This window comes from Pseudomonas sp. NPDC087614, assembly GCF_044743485.1.
Taxonomy (GTDB): Bacteria; Pseudomonadota; Gammaproteobacteria; order Pseudomonadales; family Pseudomonadaceae; genus Aquipseudomonas; species Aquipseudomonas baetica_A.
On sequence record NZ_JBIUWN010000063.1, the window covers coordinates 17,296 to 33,774 of the forward strand.

A 16,479-nucleotide genomic window follows, 5' to 3' on the forward strand; every position below is an offset into this window, starting at 1 on the left:
TACCGGTGCGGGAGGCCCACCATTCAGCGACGTTCGATTGGCACGAACTTGCGCTGTTCGACGCCGATGTACTCGGCGCTTGGACGGATGATGCGGTTGTTGGCACGCTGTTCGAACACATGCGCGGCCCAGCCGGTCAGGCGCGAGCAGACGAAAATCGGCGTGAACAGTTTGGTCGGGATGCCCATGAAGTGGTAAGCCGAGGCATGGTAGAAGTCGGCATTCGGGAACAGTTTTTTCTGCTCCCACATGGTCTTGTCAATGGCTTCGGAAACCGCGAACAACACCTTGTCACCCACTTCGTCAGCCAGTTTTTTCGACCAGCCCTTGATCACCTCGTTGCGCGGGTCGCTGTCCTTATAGATCGCGTGACCGAAGCCCATGATCTTGTCTTTGCGCTCAAGCATGCCGAGGGTGCCTTTGATCGCCTCTTCGGGCGATGAGAAGCGCTCGATCATTTCCATCGCCGCTTCGTTGGCACCGCCGTGCAGCGGGCCGCGCAACGAACCGATAGCGGCGGTGACGCAGGAATACAGGTCCGACAGGGTCGATGCACAAACGCGAGCGGTGAACGTCGAGGCGTTGAATTCGTGCTCGGCGTACAGAATCAGCGACACGTTCATCACTTTGACGTGCAGTTCGCTCGGTTTCTTGTCGTGCAACAGGTGAAGGAAGTGGCCGCCAATGGTGGGCTCGTCGCTGACGCAGTTGATGCGTTTGCCGTCGTGGCTGAAGCGATACCAGTAGCACATGATCGCCGGGAACGCGGCCAGCAGACGGTCAGTCTTGTCGCACTGTTCGCTGAAGTCTTTCTCCGGTTCGATGTTGCCCAGGAACGAGCAACCGGTGCGCATCACGTCCATCGGATGAGCGTCGGCGGGGATGCGTTCCAGCACTTCTTTCAGCGCTTGCGGCAGGTCACGCAGTTTGCTCAGTTTGCCCTGGTAGGCGGCAAGTTGCGCTTGGGTCGGCAGCTCGCCGTAAAGCAGCAGGTAAGCGACTTCTTCAAATTGCGCCTCTGCCGCCAGTTCACGCACGTCGTAGCCGCGATAGGTCAGCCCGGCGCCGGCCTGGCCCACGGTGGACAGTGCCGTTTGCCCGGCCACCTGGCCCCGGAGCCCGGCGCCACTGAGTACTTTTGCTTCAGCCATTGTTTTCTCCAATCTTGAATTTGTTAGGGAGTACGGCGGCTTACTTCTTCGCCGCAAACAACGCATCGAGCTTCTGCTCGAAGGTGTGGTAATCGATGCGATCGTAAAGCTCCATGCGAGTCTGCATGGTGTCGATGACATTCTGCTGCGTGCCGTCGCGGCGGATCGCGGTGTAGACGTTTTCCGCCGCTTTATTCATCGCGCGAAACGCCGACAGCGGGTACAGCACCAGCGACACGTCGGCGCCGGCCAGTTGCTCGGTGGTGTACAGCGGTGTCGAGCCGAATTCGGTGATGTTGGCCAGAATCGGCGCTTTCACGCGGTTGGCGAACAGTTTGTACATCTCAAGTTCGGTGATGGCCTCCGGGAAGATCATGTCGGCGCCGGCCTCGATGCATGCGGCAGCGCGATCCAGTGCCGACTCCAGGCCTTCGACCGCCAGCGCATCGGTACGCGCCATGATCACGAAGCTGTCGTCCGTGCGGGCATCGACGGCGGCTTTGATGCGGTCGACCATTTCCTGCTGGCTGACGATCTCTTTGTTTGGGCGATGACCGCAGCGCTTGGCGCCGACCTGATCTTCGATGTGAATCGCCGCCGCGCCGAACTTGATCATCGACTTGACGGTGCGCGCCACGTTGAAGGCTGAAGAACCGAAACCGGTATCGACATCCACCAGCAGCGGCAAATCGCAAACGTCGGTGATGCGGCGCACGTCGGTCAGCACGTCGTCCAGGCCGGTGATGCCCAGGTCCGGCACGCCGAGCGAGCCCGCCGCCACACCGCCACCGGACAGGTAGATCGCTTTGAAGCCGGCGCGTTTGGCCAACAGCGCGTGGTTGGCGTTGATCGCGCCCACCACCTGCAATGGATGCTCGCTGGCGACCGCGTCGCGGAAACGCTGGCCTGGAGTGTTCAGGTTGGAACTCATGACTCACCTCGTTCAGTGGCTGTCTTATCGTTGGCGCCGTCCTGGTAATGACGGGCGATATTGCGTTTCGAGGCGCCGATGTGACGGCGCATCAACAATTCCGCGAGCTCGCCGTCACGGTCGGCGATCGCATCGAGAATGCGGTGGTGTTCGGCAAAGGCCTGGCGGGGGCGATTGGGCGTGGAGGAAAACTGGATGCGGTACATGCGCACCAGTTGATAGAGCTCGCCGCAAAGCATTTGCGTGAGGGTGCGGTTGCCGCTGCCCTGGATGATCCGGTAGTGAAAGTCGAAATCGCCTTCCTGCTGGTAGTAGCCGACGCCGGCCTGAAATGCCGCGTCGCGCTCGTGGGTTTCGAGCACCCGGCGCAACTCGTCGATTTCTTCGACGCTCATGCGTTCAGCCGCCAAGCGGCAGGCCATGCCTTCAAGGGATTCGCGGATTTCGTAGAGTTCCAGCAATTCGGCGTGACTGAGCGACACCACCCGCGCACCGACATGCGGCACCCGGATCAGCAGGCGCTGACCTTCCAGACGATGAATCGCCTCACGCAGCGGGCCACGACTAATGCCGTAGGTGCGCGCCAGCTCCGGCTCGGAGATTTTGCTGCCTGGAGCGATCTCGCCTTTGACGATGGCCGCCTGAATGCGCCGGAAGACGTTTTCCGAAAGCGTCTCGGAATCGTCGCCGCTGATGACCGGGGGATCGAGTTGATCCAGCATGATTGTCGACACCTTTAAATCCAATGCGGCAAAAACTAGTCAATTCGCCAGCCTCAGTCAAAGGAAAAATAGATATTGTCGACAATCGTCTAATAGCCACCCTTGGACCACCCCAAGGGTTATAGACCCGCTCGGGCGCTGGCGCCATAAAATCACCGTGCTAGAATGCCGCCCGCATTTGCTGGCCATTTGTACGGCTTGTCATAAAAAGCTGATAGGCACACGAAGGGGCTTGCGCAAGTTTTGCCAAGGACCTGAACCGAAAACGGAACGCTGCGCACCAGGATTTATGAGACTCAAGCCTTTCCCCACATTTTTTGCTCTGTTTTGCCTGCCCGGGCTTGCCGCCGCGGGAGAAAAAACCGTGTACGGCCTCAACGAATACGCCTCGCTCGATGGCATCAATCTGCAAGTCGCGGCCAAACTCGATACGGGCGCGAAAACCGCCTCGCTGAGTGCCCGCGACATCAAACGCTTCAAACGCGACGGTGAATCCTGGGTACGTTTCTACCTGGCGATCGACGCCGCGCATTCGCACCCGATCGAACGACCGCTGGCCCGGGTCAGCAAGATCAAGCGCCGCGCCGGCGACTACGACCCGGAAGAAGGCAAGAAGTACACCGCCCGCCCGGTGATCGAGCTGGATATCTGCATGGGCACGGCGATGCGCAGCATCGAAGTGAACCTGACCGACCGAAGTGCGTTCCAATATCCGCTTTTGATCGGCTCCGAAGCCTTGAAACGTTTCGATGCGCTGGTCGACCCGAGTCTTAAATACGCTGCCGGCAAACCCGCCTGCACCATCGCCGCTCATACCGCCGAGTAATTTCCATGCGTTCTCTAACCTTTCACCTGAAAATCCTGATCACCATTCTGGTGTTGCTGGGCGTTTCGGTTACGGCCTATCAGATTTTCGTGCTCGGCATTCCGGTGACCGAAGACGCCACCGACGATTTGTGGAACATCGATGCCAAGGTCGAGTTCGTCGCCAGTGCCAAGGATCCGGTCAAAATCCAGATGTTCGTGCCGCCCCTGAGCCGCGATTACGTCAGCCTCAACGAAAGCTTCATCTCCAATAACTATGGCGTGGCCGTGAACCGCGTCGATGGCAACCGCAAGGTGACCTGGTCGGCGCGCCGGGCCAAGGGCAACCAGACCCTGTATTACCGTTTGGTGCTGACCAAGCGTTACACCTCGGAAAAATCCAAGATCAAAGGCCCGACCTTCCGCGACAGCATTGCGGTCGAAGGCCCGGAAAAAATCGCCGCCGAAGCACTGCTCGCGCCGATCCGCCAGCACTCGGCCGACGTCGAAACCTTCATTGGCGAGGCGATCAAACGCGTCAACAACCTCAACGATGACAACGTGAAACTGCTGCTGGCGGGCGATCCGTCCACCGCGCACAAAGCCAAAATCGTCGAACTGTTGCTGTCTATCGCGCACGTCCCGGTTGAAAAAGTCCACACCATCCGCCTGGTTGCCGATCAACCACAAAGCCCTGAATTGTGGCTGCGCAGCTTCAATGGCAACGACTGGCTGTACTTCAACCCGGAAACCGGCGAACAAGGCCTGCCAAGCGACCGCCTGCAGTGGTGGACCGGCGATGAGAACCTGATCACCATCGACGGCGGCAAGAAAGCCAACGTGACCTTCAGCCTGAACAACAGCGAGATGAATGCGATTCGTCTGGCCAAGCTGACCGACGAAAACACCGACGCCAACTTCCTCGAATACTCGCTGTATGGCCTGCCGCTGCAAACCCAGCAAACCTTCATGATCATGGTGATGATCCCGATTGGCGTGCTGGTGATCCTGATCCTGCGCAACCTGATCGGCCTGCAGACCCTCGGCACCTTCACCCCCGTACTGATCGCCCTCGCCTTCCGCGAAACCCAGTTGGGCTTCGGCATCATCCTGTTCACCGTGATTACCGCGCTGGGCCTGTCGTTACGCTCTTATCTGGAACATCTGAAACTGCAGATGCTGCCGCGCCTGTCGGTGGTGCTGACCTTTGTCGTGGTGTTGATTGCGGCGATCAGTCTGTTCAGCCATAAGCTCGGTCTGGAGCGCGGCCTGTCGGTGGCGTTGTTCCCGATGGTGATTTTGACCATGACCATTGAGCGCCTGTCGATCACCTGGGAAGAACGTGGCGCAAGTCACGCGATGAAAGTGGCCATCGGCACGCTGTTCGCCGCGTCGCTGGCGCACTTGATCATGACCGTGCCTGAGTTGGTGTACTTCGTCTTCACCTTCCCGGCGATCCTGCTGATCATGGTGGGTTTCATGCTGGCAATGGGTCGCTATCGCGGTTATCGCCTGACCGAGCTGGTGCGTTTCAAGGCGTTCCTGAACAAGGCTGATCACTGATGTTCGGTTTCTGGAAGACCTGGAAGGCCCTGGAAGCCCGGGGCATCATGGGCATCAATCGCCGCAACGCGGACTATGTGCTCAAGTACAACAAGCGCAGTCTGTACCCGATCGTCGATGACAAGATCATCACCAAGGAGCGCGCCATCGAGGCCGGCATTCAAGTGCCAGAGCTGTATGGCGTGATCTCCACCGAGAAGGAAATCGACAAGCTCGGCGAGATCATCGACGGGCACACCGACTTCGTGATCAAACCGGCCCAAGGCGCCGGCGGTGACGGCATTATCGTGGTGGCTGACCGTTTCGAGGGACGCTATCGCACGGTGTCGGGCAAGATCCTTGCCCACGAAGAACTTGAGCATCACATCTCCAGCATCCTCACCGGCCTGTATTCGCTAGGCGGCCATCGCGATCGCGCGCTGATCGAATACCGCGTCACCCCGGACCAGATCTTCAAGAGCATCAGCTACGAAGGCGTGCCGGACATCCGCATCATCGTGCTGATGGGTTATCCGGTGATGGCGATGTTGCGCCTGCCGACCCGTCAGTCCGGCGGCAAGGCCAACCTGCACCAGGGCGCCATCGGTGTGGGTGTCGACCTGGCTACGGGCCTGACACTGCGCGGCACCTGGCTGAACAACATCATCGCCAAACACCCCGACACCACCAACGCGGTGGACGGCGTGCAACTGCCCTATTGGGACGGTTTCATGAAACTCGCCGCTGGCTGCTACGAGCTGTGCGGTCTGGGTTATATCGGCGTGGACATGGTGCTCGATCAGGAAAAAGGCCCGCTGATTCTTGAGCTGAACGCGCGGCCGGGGCTGAACATCCAGATCGCCAACGACTGCGGGCTGACGCTGCGTACCCACGCGGTGGAAGCGCGACTGGAAGAACTGAAGGCCCGTGGCGTGACAGAGTCGGTTGAAGAGCGGGTGGCGTTTACTCAGGAGATGTTCGGCCATATTCCCGCCGTCGAAGGCTGATCACCCTGTCCATGATCGTTCCCATGCGCTGCGCGGGGACGATCAGTCCCACAACCTGCCAATCACCGACATCCCCTCTAGGAGCAATTCCCGCAGAGGACTACAATCCCTACCCCGCCTCAATGGCCGATCTGCCCCGCCCATGCTGACCTGTTCCGTACACCCTCTGCCTTACCGCGCCAATCCCGCCGGATACTTCGCGGCAATCCGCAACGCCCCCGGCGCCGTGCTGCTCGACAGCGGCCGGCCGAGTGCCGACCGTGGCCGTTATGACGTGCTCAGCGCCTGGCCGCTGGAACAACTGGCGGTGTGGCCGGACGAAAACGGCAGCCATTTCCTCCAGCGTCTGCGCGACAATCTGGAGCGCTTGGGCGACGCGCAATTGCCGGCGCCTTATGAGTTGCCGTTCGCCGGCGGTCTGATCGGTTACCTGAGTTATGACTTCGGCCGGCATCTGGAGAGTCTGCCGAGTCAGGCGCGCGATGATCTGCAATTACCGGATGCGCGTTTGGGCCTATACAACTGGGCGCTGATCAGCGATCACCACGCGGCCACTAGCCAATTGGTGTTTCACCCGACGCTGGCCGACAGTGAAAAACAGCGGCTGATTGCGCTGTTCAGTCAGCCGATGACGGGCTCGCTGACGCCGTTCAAACTGAACCAGCCGATGAGTCCCGACCTGTCGCCAGACGACTACCGCCAGGCGTTCGAACGCATTCAGCATTACATTCAGGCCGGCGACTGCTATCAGGTCAACTTCGCCCAGCGTTTTCGCGCGCCGTGCCAAGGCGATCCATGGCTGGCCTATTGCGCATTGCGCGACGCCTGCCCGACGCCTTTTTCCGGTTTCCAGAGCCTGCCCGACGGCGCTGCAGTGCTGAGCCTGTCACCCGAGCGCTTCGTCAAAGTCAGCCAGCGGCAGGTCGAAACCCGCCCGATCAAGGGCACCCGCCCCCGTGGCCTGACACCTGCCGAAGACGCCGCGAATGCCGCGCAACTGCTGGCCAGCCCAAAGGATCGCGCGGAAAACCTGATGATTGTCGACTTGCTGCGCAACGATCTCGGCCGCACCTGCCGTATCGGCTCGGTACGGGTGCCGGAGTTGTTCAGCCTGGAAAGCTATCCGAATGTGCATCACCTGGTCAGCAGCGTGACGGGCGAACTGGCGCAGGATCGCGATGCACTGGACCTTATCGCCGGCAGCTTTCCCGGTGGCTCGATCACTGGTGCGCCGAAGATTCGGGCGATGCAGATCATCGACGAGCTGGAGCCAACCCGTCGCGGCTTGTATTGCGGCTCGTTGTTGTATCTGGACGTGCGTGGCGAGATGGACAGCTCCATCGCGATCCGCAGTTTATTGGTCAAGGATGGGCAGGTGTGCTGCTGGGGCGGCGGCGGGATTGTCGCGGACTCGGACTGGCAGGCGGAGTATCAGGAGTCGATTACCAAAGTGAAGGTTCTGCTCCAAACCCTGCAAAACCTCTAAAACCTCTAAAACCTCTAAAACCTTCGCGAGCAAGCCCGCGCCCACACAAGAATGCATTCCCCTGTGGCGCGGGCTTGCTGCGAAGGCGTCAGGCCTGACGACTATAGGCTCAAATCCCGGTTAGACGCCTTGAGAAATGCCTGCTTCAACTCGGCAAACGTATGCACCGCCGGGAACTGCGGAAACTCGCGAATGACATTGTCCGGTGCGTGGAACAGAATCCCGGCATCCGCCTCGCCCAGCATCGAAGTGTCATTGTACGAATCACCCGCCGCAATCACCCGATAATAGAGGCTCTTGAAGGCCAGAACCGACTGGCGTTTGGGGTCTTTCTGACGTAACTGATAGCTGCTCACCCGCCCGCTGTCGTCAGTGATCAGACGATGACAAAGCAAGGTCGGGAAGCCCAGTTGACGCATCAACGGTTGGGAGAACTCATAGAAAGTGTCCGACAGAATCACCACCTGAAAGCGCTCGCGCAGCCAGTTGACGAACTCCACTGCGCCATCCAGCGGCTTCAGCGTTGCGATCACCTCCTGAATATCCGCCAGCTTCAACCCATGCTCATCGAGGATGCGCAGACGCTGCTTCATCAGCACGTCGTAGTCGGGAATGTCCCGAGTGGTGGCCTTGAGGGATTCGATTCCGGTTTTTTCGGCGAAGGCGATCCAGATTTCCGGTACCAGCACCCCTTCAAGATCCAGGCAAGCAATTTCCACAAGACACTCCCGTTTGTATTGTTTATTGAGTCGAGCGAGCCCGAACTCTAGCGACTCAACCCCAACCACGCAACGCACAGGACGCCCCAAGCGCCGCTGCTTTTTGTTACCATCGGCGCCATATAGAGCGCCCAGCGCCACCGACCTGTAGGAAGCCGCCCTGATGAGCCCAACGTTCGACGTCGTGGACCTCGCCACGACCTATGCCAACAAATCCGCTCAAGACATCCTGAAACTCGCGTTTGCCGAGTTTGGTGATGATCTGTGGATATCTTTCAGCGGCGCCGAGGATGTGGTGCTGGTGGACATGGCCTGGAAGCTGAACAAGAACGTCAAAGTGTTCAGCCTCGACACTGGCCGCTTGCATCCGCAGACCTACCGTTTCATCGAGCAGGTGCGCGAGCACTACAAGATCGACATCGACATCGTCTCGCCGGACGCCACGAAACTGGAACCGTTCGTGAAGGAAAAAGGCCTGTTCAGTTTCTACAAGGACGGCCACGGTGAATGCTGCGGTATCCGCAAGATCGAACCGTTGCGCCGCAAACTGTCCGACGTCAAAGCCTGGGCCACCGGCCAGCGCCGTGACCAGAGCCCGGGCACCCGCAGTGCCGTGGCGGTGATGGAAATTGACAGCGCGTTCTCCACGCCGGAGCGCACGCTGTACAAGTTCAACCCCCTCGCGCAGATGACCAGCGAAGAGATCTGGGGCTATATCCGTATGCTGGAACTGCCGTACAACAGCCTGCATGAGCGCGGCTTTATCAGCATCGGCTGCGAACCGTGCACCCGCCCGGTGCTGCCAAATCAGCACGAGCGCGAAGGCCGCTGGTGGTGGGAAGAAGCCACCCAGAAAGAATGCGGGTTGCATGCCGGGAATATCATCGGCAAGGCGTAACCCACACCTTTGCATCCAGTGACATCCCCACATTTGTTATATGGCACCCTCCGAAAACGTGTACACACAACTGTCACCATCAGTGCCATTTGTGTGTGCACTTTTCATTTCTGCGCCCTGAAACGTTACATCCCTCCTGCAAAGCCCTCCCTTTTGATGTCAGCCGAAATCTTGCGCAAAAAATAAATACCTGTTCAATCGGTCAATTTATATCCACTGATTTTCAGACACTTAGTCCCGTTCGATAACTTTTCGAAATGAGAGACCCATTCCATAGATCAACAACTGGCACAGATCTGGCTTTAGTGCATACATGTTTTGTATACAAAACTGCAAAACATACACACTTTCGATCCGCAAGCCTGAAGCGCCCTATCCCGTACAGGCTGCAGATGCCCCGTAACCAATGATGGTTCACTGCCGCGACGAAGATTTGTCGAGCCTGACAGCTCACGCACAGTCATCGCGGTCCTGAACATCAGGAGCCTGCCGGAATGCGTACAAGTCTCTCCAATAACGTCGCGCTGAATCTGCCCGCCTCTGTCCACGCTCAACCCTTGCCCCCTGACGGCTTGAGCGAACCGTTACAACTGAGCCCGCGTCTGCACAACAGCGATCTGGCACCGACCAAGGCCGAAGGCCGGCGCTGGGGCAAATACAGCATCTTCGCCCTGTGGACCAACGACGTGCACAACATCGCCAACTACTCGTTCGCCATCGGCCTGTATGCCTTGGGCCTGGGTGGCTGGCAAATTTTGCTGTCGCTGGGGATTGGCGCGGCACTGGTGTATTTCTTCATGAACCTGTCCGGCTACATGGGGCAGAAAACCGGGGTGCCGTTTCCGGTGATCAGCCGGATCAGTTTCGGCATCCACGGCGCGCAAATTCCTGCACTGATCCGGGCGGTGATCGCCATCGCCTGGTTCGGCATTCAGACGTATCTCGCGTCAGTGGTTTTGCGCGTGTTACTGACGGCAGTCCATCCCGGCTTCGCCGAGTACGATGACAACGCGATCCTCGGCCTGTCGACTTTGGGTTGGGTGTGCTTCGTGGCGATCTGGTTCGTGCAATTGGCGATTCTTGCCTACGGCATGGAAATGGTTCGCCGGTATGAAGCATTCGCCGGGCCGGTGATTTTGCTGACCGTCGCCGCGCTCGCCGCGTGGATGTACACGCAAGCCAACGCAACCATCGCCTGGTCGATCCGCGAACCGCTGACCGGCGGCGAGATGTGGCGCAATATTTTTGCAGGCGGCGCGTTGTGGCTGGCGATCTACGGCACGTTGATTCTCAACTTCTGCGACTTCGCCCGCTCCTCGCCGTGCCGCAAGACCATCAAGGTCGGGAATTTCTGGGGCTTGCCGGTGAATATTCTGGTGTTCGCCGCGATAACAGTCCTGCTGTGTGGCGCGCAATTCCAGATCAATGGCCGGATCATCGAAAGCCCGACCGAGATTATCGCTTCGATTCCCAACACCTTCTTTGTGGTGCTGGGTTGCCTGGCGTTCCTGATCGTCACCGTGGCGGTGAACATCATGGCCAACTTCGTCGCCCCGGCCTTCGTGCTGAGCAATCTGGCGCCCAAATACCTGACCTTTCGCCGCGCCGGGCTGATCAGCGCGACCATCGCGGTGCTGATCCTGCCGTGGAATCTCTACAACAGTCCGCTGGTGATCGTGTACTTCCTGTCGGGTTTGGGCGCCCTGCTCGGCCCGTTGTACGGGGTGATCATGGCCGACTACTGGCTGATCCGCAAAGGCCGGATCAACGTTCCTCAGCTCTACAGCGAAGACCCCAACGGCGCTTATTACTACAACCGCGGTATCAATTGGCGCGCCGTCACGGCGTTTATTCCCGCTGCGCTGATCGCCATCGTCCTGGCGCTGGTGCCTGGTTTCCACAACGTTTCGCCCTTCTCCTGGCTGATCGGCGCCGGGATCGCCGGAATGCTTTACCTCATCATCGCCAAACGCCAACCGCACTACGCCGACGTCAGTGGCGAAGCCTTCGCCGTCGACAACGTCTGCCATTAACCCCTTCGCGGCCCGGACTTCGGGCCGCAGAACTGCCCGTTATAAGGATTTTTCATGCGCATTCTCGTGGTCAACGTCAACACCACAGATTCCATCACTCAGGCCATTGCCCGCTCGGCGCAGGCTGTCGCCTCACCCGGTACGGAAATTGTCGGCCTCACGCCGTATTTCGGTGCTGACTCGGTTGAAGGCAATTTCGAAAGCTATCTGGCGGCCATCGCCGTGATGGATCGGGTGATGTCCTACGACCAGCCGTTCGACGCCGTGATTCAGGCCGGTTATGGCGAACATGGGCGCGAAGGCTTGCAGGAACTGCTCAATGTACCGGTGGTGGATATCACTGACGCAGCCGCCAGTACGGCCATGTTCCTGGGGCACGCGTACTCGGTGGTCACCACCCTGGATCGCACCGTGCCGCTGATCGAGGATCGATTGAAATTGTCCGGTTTGTGGGACCGTTGTGCTTCAGTTCGAGCCAGTGGTTTGGCCGTTCTTGAACTGGAACACGAGCCGCAGCGCGCGCTGGAGGCGATCGTGCATCAGGCTGAACTGGCCGTGACGCAGGACAAGGCCGAAGTGATTTGCCTGGGTTGCGGCGGCATGGCCGGGCTCGATGAACAGATTCGTCGGCGTACCGGGGTGCCTGTGGTGGACGGAGTGACGGCAGCGGTGACCATCGCTGAAGCGCTGGTGCGGTTGCGGCTGTCGACGTCCAAGGTGCGGACGTATGCGACGCCGCGGCCGAAGAAAATCATTGGCTGGGCGCAGCGGTTTGCTCGCTGAGTTCACAGTCGGATATCGAGTCGACTCATTCGCGAGCAAGCTTGCACAGGTTTTGTGTGGAACGGGAGCCTTGTAAACGACACAAAACCCTGTGGCAGCGGACTTGCTCGCAAATCGGGGCAACCAGGTCTCAGCCATGCTCAAATGGCACTGAACCGCTGCGCCAAGCCCTGCTGCGCAAACTGCTCAATCACAAAATCGACAAACGCCCGCGTCTTGCCCGGCAACAATTTATGCTCGGCGTAGTAGATCGAAATGTTGCCGTCATCGATGTACCAATCCGGCAGCACGCGCTGCAACGTGCCCGCCTGCAGATAACCCACCGCAAACGGCATGCTCACCAATGCAATTCCCAGACTTTGCGCGGCAGTCGCACAGGCCGCCTCGGAGTCGCTCATGGTCATTCGCGTCTTGAGGGTCAAGGGGCGGCAGAGCTGGCTGCCACTGCTGATCAACTGCCAGGAGCGCACTCGACCGGTTTGCGGCGAGCGAATCAGGATGCCATCGTGGTGTTGCAGGTCATCAGGCTCGACGATTGCTTTGTGACTTTCCAGATACCCCGTCGATGCCACCAACACTCGGTGCGCCGGCGCCAATTTGCGCGCGACGACACCTTGGGGCAATTCAAATCCCCCGCCAATCGCCGCATCGAAACCTTGCCCAATCAAATCGACCTGACGGTTATCAAAATGCCAGTCAGGGTTGATCGCCGGAAATCGACGTAAAAACGCTTCCAGCAACGGCACGATGTACAAGCGCCCGAATACCGTCCCCATACTGACTTTCAAAGTCCCCGCTGGCAGGCCCTCGACACTGGCCAGATTGGCCACCGCGTTCTGGATGGTCGTCAGACTGGCACTGACCTGACTCAAAAACAGCTGCCCCGCCTCGGTCAACGTCAGGCTCCGCGTACTGCGCTGAAACAAGCGCACACCGAGCCGCGCCTCAAGCTTCGCCACGCTCTTGCCCACTGCCGCTGGCGTCAGGCTCAGGCGCCGCGCAGCCTCGGCAAAGCTGCCGACTTCGGCACTGCGCACAAAGCATTCGATACTGCTGAAGGTTTCCATGGTCGCCACTATAAACTTTTGGTTTACACAGACTATAGCAATCAGGGTCTACACGGCTGTGGATCAGAAGCCGATACTCGGTTCCAACAACAAGGCATTGCGCCTTGAATACTCTGGAGATCGAACATGTCCACTCAACACCTCAGCGGCAAAGTCGCTCTGATTCAAGGCGGTTCCCGTGGCATCGGTGCTGCCATCGTCAAACGTCTGGCCGCTGAAGGCGCTGCGGTTGCCTTCACGTATGTCAGCTCAACGGTCAAAGCCGAAGAGTTGCAAAACAGCATCACCGCCAGCGGCGGCAAAGCCTTGGCGATCAAGGCTGACAGCGCCGACGCCGCCGCCATCCGCCATGCGGTCAGCGCCACCGTCGAAGCCTTTGGTCGCCTCGACATTCTGGTCAACAACGCCGGCGTACTGGCCGTCGCCCCACTGGAAGACTTCAAACTGGAAGATTTCGACCAAACCGTGGCGATCAACATTCGCAGCGTCTTCATCGCCTCCCAGGAAGCCGCCAAACACATGGGCGAAGGTGCACGGATCATCAACATCGGCAGCACCAATGCTGACCGTATGCCCTTCGCCGGCGGCGGTGTGTATGCGATGAGCAAGTCGGCGCTGGTGGGCCTGACCAAGGGGTTGGCGCGTGATCTGGGCCCTCGTGGTATCACCGTGAACAATGTGCAACCCGGTCCGGTCGACACCGACATGAACCCTGCCAGCGGTGACTTCGCCGAAAGCCTGATTCCGTTGATGGCCGTGGGTCGTTACGGTACAGCCGAAGAAATCGCCAGCTTCGTCGCTTACCTCGCAGGGCCTGAAGCCGGTTACATCACCGGTGCCAGCCTGACCATCGACGGTGGTTTCGGCGCCTGATTTTTCTCAACCGTCTGTAAGAAAAACGCCGCCCCTCCTTTAACAGAGGGGCGGCGTTTTTTGATATCTGGCGTTCAGGCCCATTCCAGCGCCGGCAAACCACAGGCGCTCGGGATGAAGGCTTTCAACGACCGCAGAATACCGTCGGCGTGTGCGTATTTCTCATCAGCCATCGCGGCGTCGGGAATGGCAATGGCGGTCATGCCCGCGGCTTTGGCCGCGGTAACGCCAAACGGCGAATCCTCGAACACCAGACAATCCTCAGGCGCGACACCCAGACGACGGGCCGCGGTCAAGAAAATATCCGGCGCCGGTTTGGCTGCGCCGACTTCCGGATCGTCCGCGGTGACGATGAAATCGAACAGTTCAAACCAGTCGCGGTGCAAGGTGGTTTTCTGGCCGAACGACTGACGCGACGAACTGGTGCCCACCGCAATCGGAATGTTGTGCGCCTTGAGGTGGCGAATCAATTCCTCAGCGCCCGGCATTGCCTGAGCCTTGGGAAAGCGCTCACGCATCAATGGCTCACGAATCACCAGAAACTCTTGGGCAGTGATCGGCAAATCGAGCGCCTGGACCACGTAATTGGCAAGGTCATTGGCGCCTCGGCCAATAATGTTCTGCTTGACGCCCCAATCGAAAGTGCGCCCGTACCGCTCGGCAATCAGCGAAGTGACCTCGGTGTAAATGCCCTCGGTGTCCAGCAGCAAACCGTCCATATCGAAAATCACGGCCTTGATCGGGCCAAACGCCTTCAGCGGTGCATTCATCATCGGATCCGTTATCAAACATATCCCAGGCGACCGGTAGCGCCGCTGCTCGGACCTGATTAAAGGGTTCAGCAGCATAGCGAGCGCAACGGGCATTGAGCAACGGTCAATGCTCGTCGAAGCGACGAACTAATCGCGAGCATTTAGCGAAATGCCCTACAGGCATTGCCTACTCTCCCGACTTCTTTCCTTTTTGATCATCCGCAAAGTCCGCGCACCTCTTTTTTCACGTGCGCGAGTGACTGCGAATGCTCCAACCCGATCGGCTTCTGGCCCTGAACAACAGCATCGGCCTGCTGGTAGTTGCCGCCCTGAACCCTGAACACCCGGACTTCGAAAACCTGATCCGGGAATTTCGCCTTTGCCTGAACAACTACGATGTTTGGGCCGAACAGTTCTGGACGGGCACGGCGCTGGATGTCGAGCAGGTGTTCAAGGTCGGCAACGATGTGCAACTCAGCGCACCGATCAAATCTCGCCAGCCCATCAGCTCATCCGTGGTCATGTGTAAGGCAAGCGGCCCGTTGACCCTGGTGCACATGTTCGAGGCCGCGCAATTCGTCCCCATCGGTAATACCCCGGTGACGCTGGAGCCGGTGATCGACGATGCCAACGGGGTTTTGACGTTCGGAGACCCGATACGCCACACCATCGGCCCCAGCGGCATTCTGGAGCTGAACGACTGCGACCGGGGCCAGCGTTATCGCATCACCTTCTTTCCCGATGTCTGCGCTGAGCATGTCCGAGCGTTGTACGCCTCTTATCAAGGCATTCTCGACGACCTGGAAGTCTGGTTACGTGGGGAGTGGACGGAATTTCAGCCGCTATGGGCAGCGTTTTCCAGCGCCGGATTCATTGAGCGTTACGGTCAACTGCAGCAAGCCGACTGGCGCGGATTCGAGAACGCCCTGCACGGCGTTTGGGATGACATCAAGCAACTGTTTGCCCTGCTTGCCGACTTGCAGGCCAATAGCGAAAAGCTGCTGGAGTACCTGACCGACATTGAGCTGGACGCCCTGCTGCAAGCCTCAAGCGAGGCCATCGCTAACGGTCTGCTGATCCTCAGCGACGAGCCGCTGATGTTCATTCATCTGGCCGCATTCACCAGTTGGCTGAAAATGCTGCCGCCGCAGTACCTGGCCGAAGTGGTGGCCGAGGTTCGCGTCGAGTTGTTGATCAGCTTCCTGTTGATGCGGGTATCTGGCGGTGTCGGTGTACCGCTGCGCTTGAGCAGCAAAGTGTTGGCGAAGATCAAATCGCCACGGGCGCGGGAGTGGCTGGCGGCCTCGGCATTGCGCCTGGCTGAGCTGACCTCTGAGCCCGAGCTGAGTCGGCATGCGAGCGTGCTCAAGCCATTGGTAATCAATGCCCGTGGTGCTGAGCTGAAACCGACACCGTCAATTGCGCTGAATATTCGTCAGGCCGATTCGGTGGTTTTGACGGTGCCGAATCCAGCGCCCGTTGCACGAAACAAGACTCATGACATGGCGCGACTGGAGCGCCATGAGGCCCACGACGACGCCCCTAATCAGGCAAAAAACCCCAACGGTGACAGCGCCGATTGCGTGCCGTCGACCTGCACCAACGGTTGCCCCGTATCGATGGTCACCGGCGAAGAACTGCTGACCCTCACCGATGGCACCCTCGATGGCTTGCTGGCGTTCGAGTTCACCCGGTTGTACCGCACCAGTGC

At 59.1% G+C, this 16,479-nt stretch carries 15 protein-coding genes; 9 read left to right on the forward strand and 6 right to left on the reverse strand.

Annotated elements, in window-relative coordinates; translation table 11 throughout:
- Positions 1-23: 23 nt before the first annotated feature.
- From prpC to ACIOWA_RS20895, 3 genes are read right to left on the reverse strand one after another with little or no spacing between them, the layout of a single operon-like run.
- Positions 24-1,151, reverse strand: coding sequence for a 2-methylcitrate synthase (gene prpC / locus ACIOWA_RS20885; protein ID WP_339432487.1), 1,128 nt, complete (start codon positions 1,149-1,151; stop codon positions 24-26).
- A gap of 40 nt (positions 1,152-1,191) precedes the next feature.
- Positions 1,192-2,082: a methylisocitrate lyase gene (gene prpB, locus ACIOWA_RS20890; RefSeq protein WP_250603955.1), complete on the reverse strand. Its 891-nt coding sequence runs from the start codon at positions 2,080-2,082 to the stop codon at positions 1,192-1,194.
- Positions 2,079-2,801 carry a GntR family transcriptional regulator gene (locus ACIOWA_RS20895; protein WP_401161686.1) on the reverse strand — a complete coding sequence of 241 codons (723 nt, stop codon included), beginning with the start codon at positions 2,799-2,801 and terminating at the stop codon, positions 2,079-2,081. Before ACIOWA_RS20895 ends, prpB begins: the two co-directional genes overlap by 4 nt.
- Positions 2,802-3,093: 292 nt before the next feature.
- Between ACIOWA_RS20895 and ACIOWA_RS20900 the strand changes: the two genes are divergently transcribed.
- The 4 genes from ACIOWA_RS20900 (at position 3,094) to pabB (ending at position 7,643) form a co-directional block, all read left to right on the forward strand.
- Positions 3,094-3,630: an ATP-dependent zinc protease gene (locus tag ACIOWA_RS20900; RefSeq protein WP_221733943.1), complete on the forward strand. Its 537-nt coding sequence runs from the start codon at positions 3,094-3,096 to the stop codon at positions 3,628-3,630.
- Positions 3,631-3,635: 5 nt separating this feature from the next.
- Positions 3,636-5,171: an inactive transglutaminase family protein gene (locus tag ACIOWA_RS20905; protein ID WP_221733944.1), complete on the forward strand. Its 1,536-nt coding sequence runs from the start codon at positions 3,636-3,638 to the stop codon at positions 5,169-5,171.
- Positions 5,171-6,157: an alpha-L-glutamate ligase-like protein gene (locus ACIOWA_RS20910; protein WP_339432488.1), complete on the forward strand. Its 987-nt coding sequence runs from the start codon at positions 5,171-5,173 to the stop codon at positions 6,155-6,157. The genes ACIOWA_RS20905 and ACIOWA_RS20910 overlap by 1 nt, the downstream gene beginning before the upstream one ends.
- Before the next feature lie 142 nt (positions 6,158-6,299).
- Positions 6,300-7,643 carry an aminodeoxychorismate synthase component I gene (gene pabB, locus ACIOWA_RS20915; protein ID WP_339432489.1) on the forward strand — a complete coding sequence of 448 codons (1,344 nt, stop codon included), beginning with the start codon at positions 6,300-6,302 and terminating at the stop codon, positions 7,641-7,643.
- Positions 7,644-7,744: 101 nt separating this feature from the next.
- Here pabB and thrH read toward each other — a convergent pair whose 3' ends face one another.
- Positions 7,745-8,362 (reverse strand): bifunctional phosphoserine phosphatase/homoserine phosphotransferase ThrH, encoded by a 618-nt coding sequence (gene thrH / locus ACIOWA_RS20920; protein ID WP_339464980.1) that lies wholly within the window; start codon positions 8,360-8,362, stop codon positions 7,745-7,747.
- 163 nt (positions 8,363-8,525) lie between these two features.
- Between thrH and ACIOWA_RS20925 the strand changes: the two genes are divergently transcribed.
- The 3 genes from ACIOWA_RS20925 to ACIOWA_RS20935 all read left to right on the forward strand — a co-directional run bounded on the left by ACIOWA_RS20925 (position 8,526) and on the right by ACIOWA_RS20935 (position 12,076).
- Complete coding sequence (locus ACIOWA_RS20925; protein WP_339432491.1) at positions 8,526-9,260, forward strand: phosphoadenylyl-sulfate reductase; 735 nt, start codon at positions 8,526-8,528, stop codon at positions 9,258-9,260.
- 494 nt (positions 9,261-9,754) lie between these two features.
- Positions 9,755-11,293 carry an NCS1 family nucleobase:cation symporter-1 gene (locus tag ACIOWA_RS20930; protein WP_401161681.1) on the forward strand — a complete coding sequence of 513 codons (1,539 nt, stop codon included), beginning with the start codon at positions 9,755-9,757 and terminating at the stop codon, positions 11,291-11,293.
- Between the two features lie 54 nt (positions 11,294-11,347).
- Positions 11,348-12,076 carry an aspartate/glutamate racemase family protein gene (locus ACIOWA_RS20935; protein WP_339432493.1) on the forward strand — a complete coding sequence of 243 codons (729 nt, stop codon included), beginning with the start codon at positions 11,348-11,350 and terminating at the stop codon, positions 12,074-12,076.
- 140 nt (positions 12,077-12,216) lie between these two features.
- Here ACIOWA_RS20935 and ACIOWA_RS20940 read toward each other — a convergent pair whose 3' ends face one another.
- Complete coding sequence (locus tag ACIOWA_RS20940) at positions 12,217-13,143, reverse strand: LysR family transcriptional regulator (RefSeq protein WP_339432494.1); 927 nt, start codon at positions 13,141-13,143, stop codon at positions 12,217-12,219.
- Positions 13,144-13,269: 126 nt separating this feature from the next.
- Here ACIOWA_RS20940 and ACIOWA_RS20945 point away from each other — a divergent pair, with 126 nt between their 5' ends.
- Entirely contained in the window at positions 13,270-14,016 is a 747-nt protein-coding gene (locus tag ACIOWA_RS20945) for a 3-oxoacyl-ACP reductase family protein (protein WP_339432495.1), read from the forward strand.
- Between the two features lie 74 nt (positions 14,017-14,090).
- Here ACIOWA_RS20945 and ACIOWA_RS20950 read toward each other — a convergent pair whose 3' ends face one another.
- Positions 14,091-14,786: an HAD-IA family hydrolase gene (locus ACIOWA_RS20950; protein ID WP_339464982.1), complete on the reverse strand. Its 696-nt coding sequence runs from the start codon at positions 14,784-14,786 to the stop codon at positions 14,091-14,093.
- Between the two features lie 248 nt (positions 14,787-15,034).
- Between ACIOWA_RS20950 and ACIOWA_RS20955 the strand changes: the two genes are divergently transcribed.
- On the forward strand, positions 15,035-16,479 hold a 1,445-nt coding region (locus tag ACIOWA_RS20955), incomplete at its 3' end, for a DUF6531 domain-containing protein (RefSeq protein WP_401161684.1).

Bases quoted from the DNA above. Each gene is read 5' to 3' on its own strand.
- prpC (WP_339432487.1), bottom strand. From the start codon at position 1,151: ATGGCTGAAGCAAAAGTACTCAGTGGCGCCGGGCTCCGGGGCCAGGTG.
- prpB (WP_250603955.1), bottom strand. From the start codon at position 2,082: ATGAGTTCCAACCTGAACACTCCAGGCCAGCGTTTCCGCGACGCGGTC.
- ACIOWA_RS20900 (WP_221733943.1), top strand. From the start codon at position 3,094: ATGAGACTCAAGCCTTTCCCCACATTTTTTGCTCTGTTTTGCCTGCCC.
- ACIOWA_RS20905 (WP_221733944.1), top strand. From the start codon at position 3,636: ATGCGTTCTCTAACCTTTCACCTGAAAATCCTGATCACCATTCTGGTG.
- ACIOWA_RS20910 (WP_339432488.1), top strand. From the start codon at position 5,171: ATGTTCGGTTTCTGGAAGACCTGGAAGGCCCTGGAAGCCCGGGGCATC.
- pabB (WP_339432489.1), top strand. From the start codon at position 6,300: ATGCTGACCTGTTCCGTACACCCTCTGCCTTACCGCGCCAATCCCGCC.
- ACIOWA_RS20925 (WP_339432491.1), top strand. From the start codon at position 8,526: ATGAGCCCAACGTTCGACGTCGTGGACCTCGCCACGACCTATGCCAAC.
- ACIOWA_RS20930 (WP_401161681.1), top strand. From the start codon at position 9,755: ATGCGTACAAGTCTCTCCAATAACGTCGCGCTGAATCTGCCCGCCTCT.
- ACIOWA_RS20935 (WP_339432493.1), top strand. From the start codon at position 11,348: ATGCGCATTCTCGTGGTCAACGTCAACACCACAGATTCCATCACTCAG.
- ACIOWA_RS20940 (WP_339432494.1), bottom strand. From the start codon at position 13,143: ATGGAAACCTTCAGCAGTATCGAATGCTTTGTGCGCAGTGCCGAAGTC.
- ACIOWA_RS20945 (WP_339432495.1), top strand. From the start codon at position 13,270: ATGTCCACTCAACACCTCAGCGGCAAAGTCGCTCTGATTCAAGGCGGT.
- ACIOWA_RS20950 (WP_339464982.1), bottom strand. From the start codon at position 14,786: ATGAATGCACCGCTGAAGGCGTTTGGCCCGATCAAGGCCGTGATTTTC.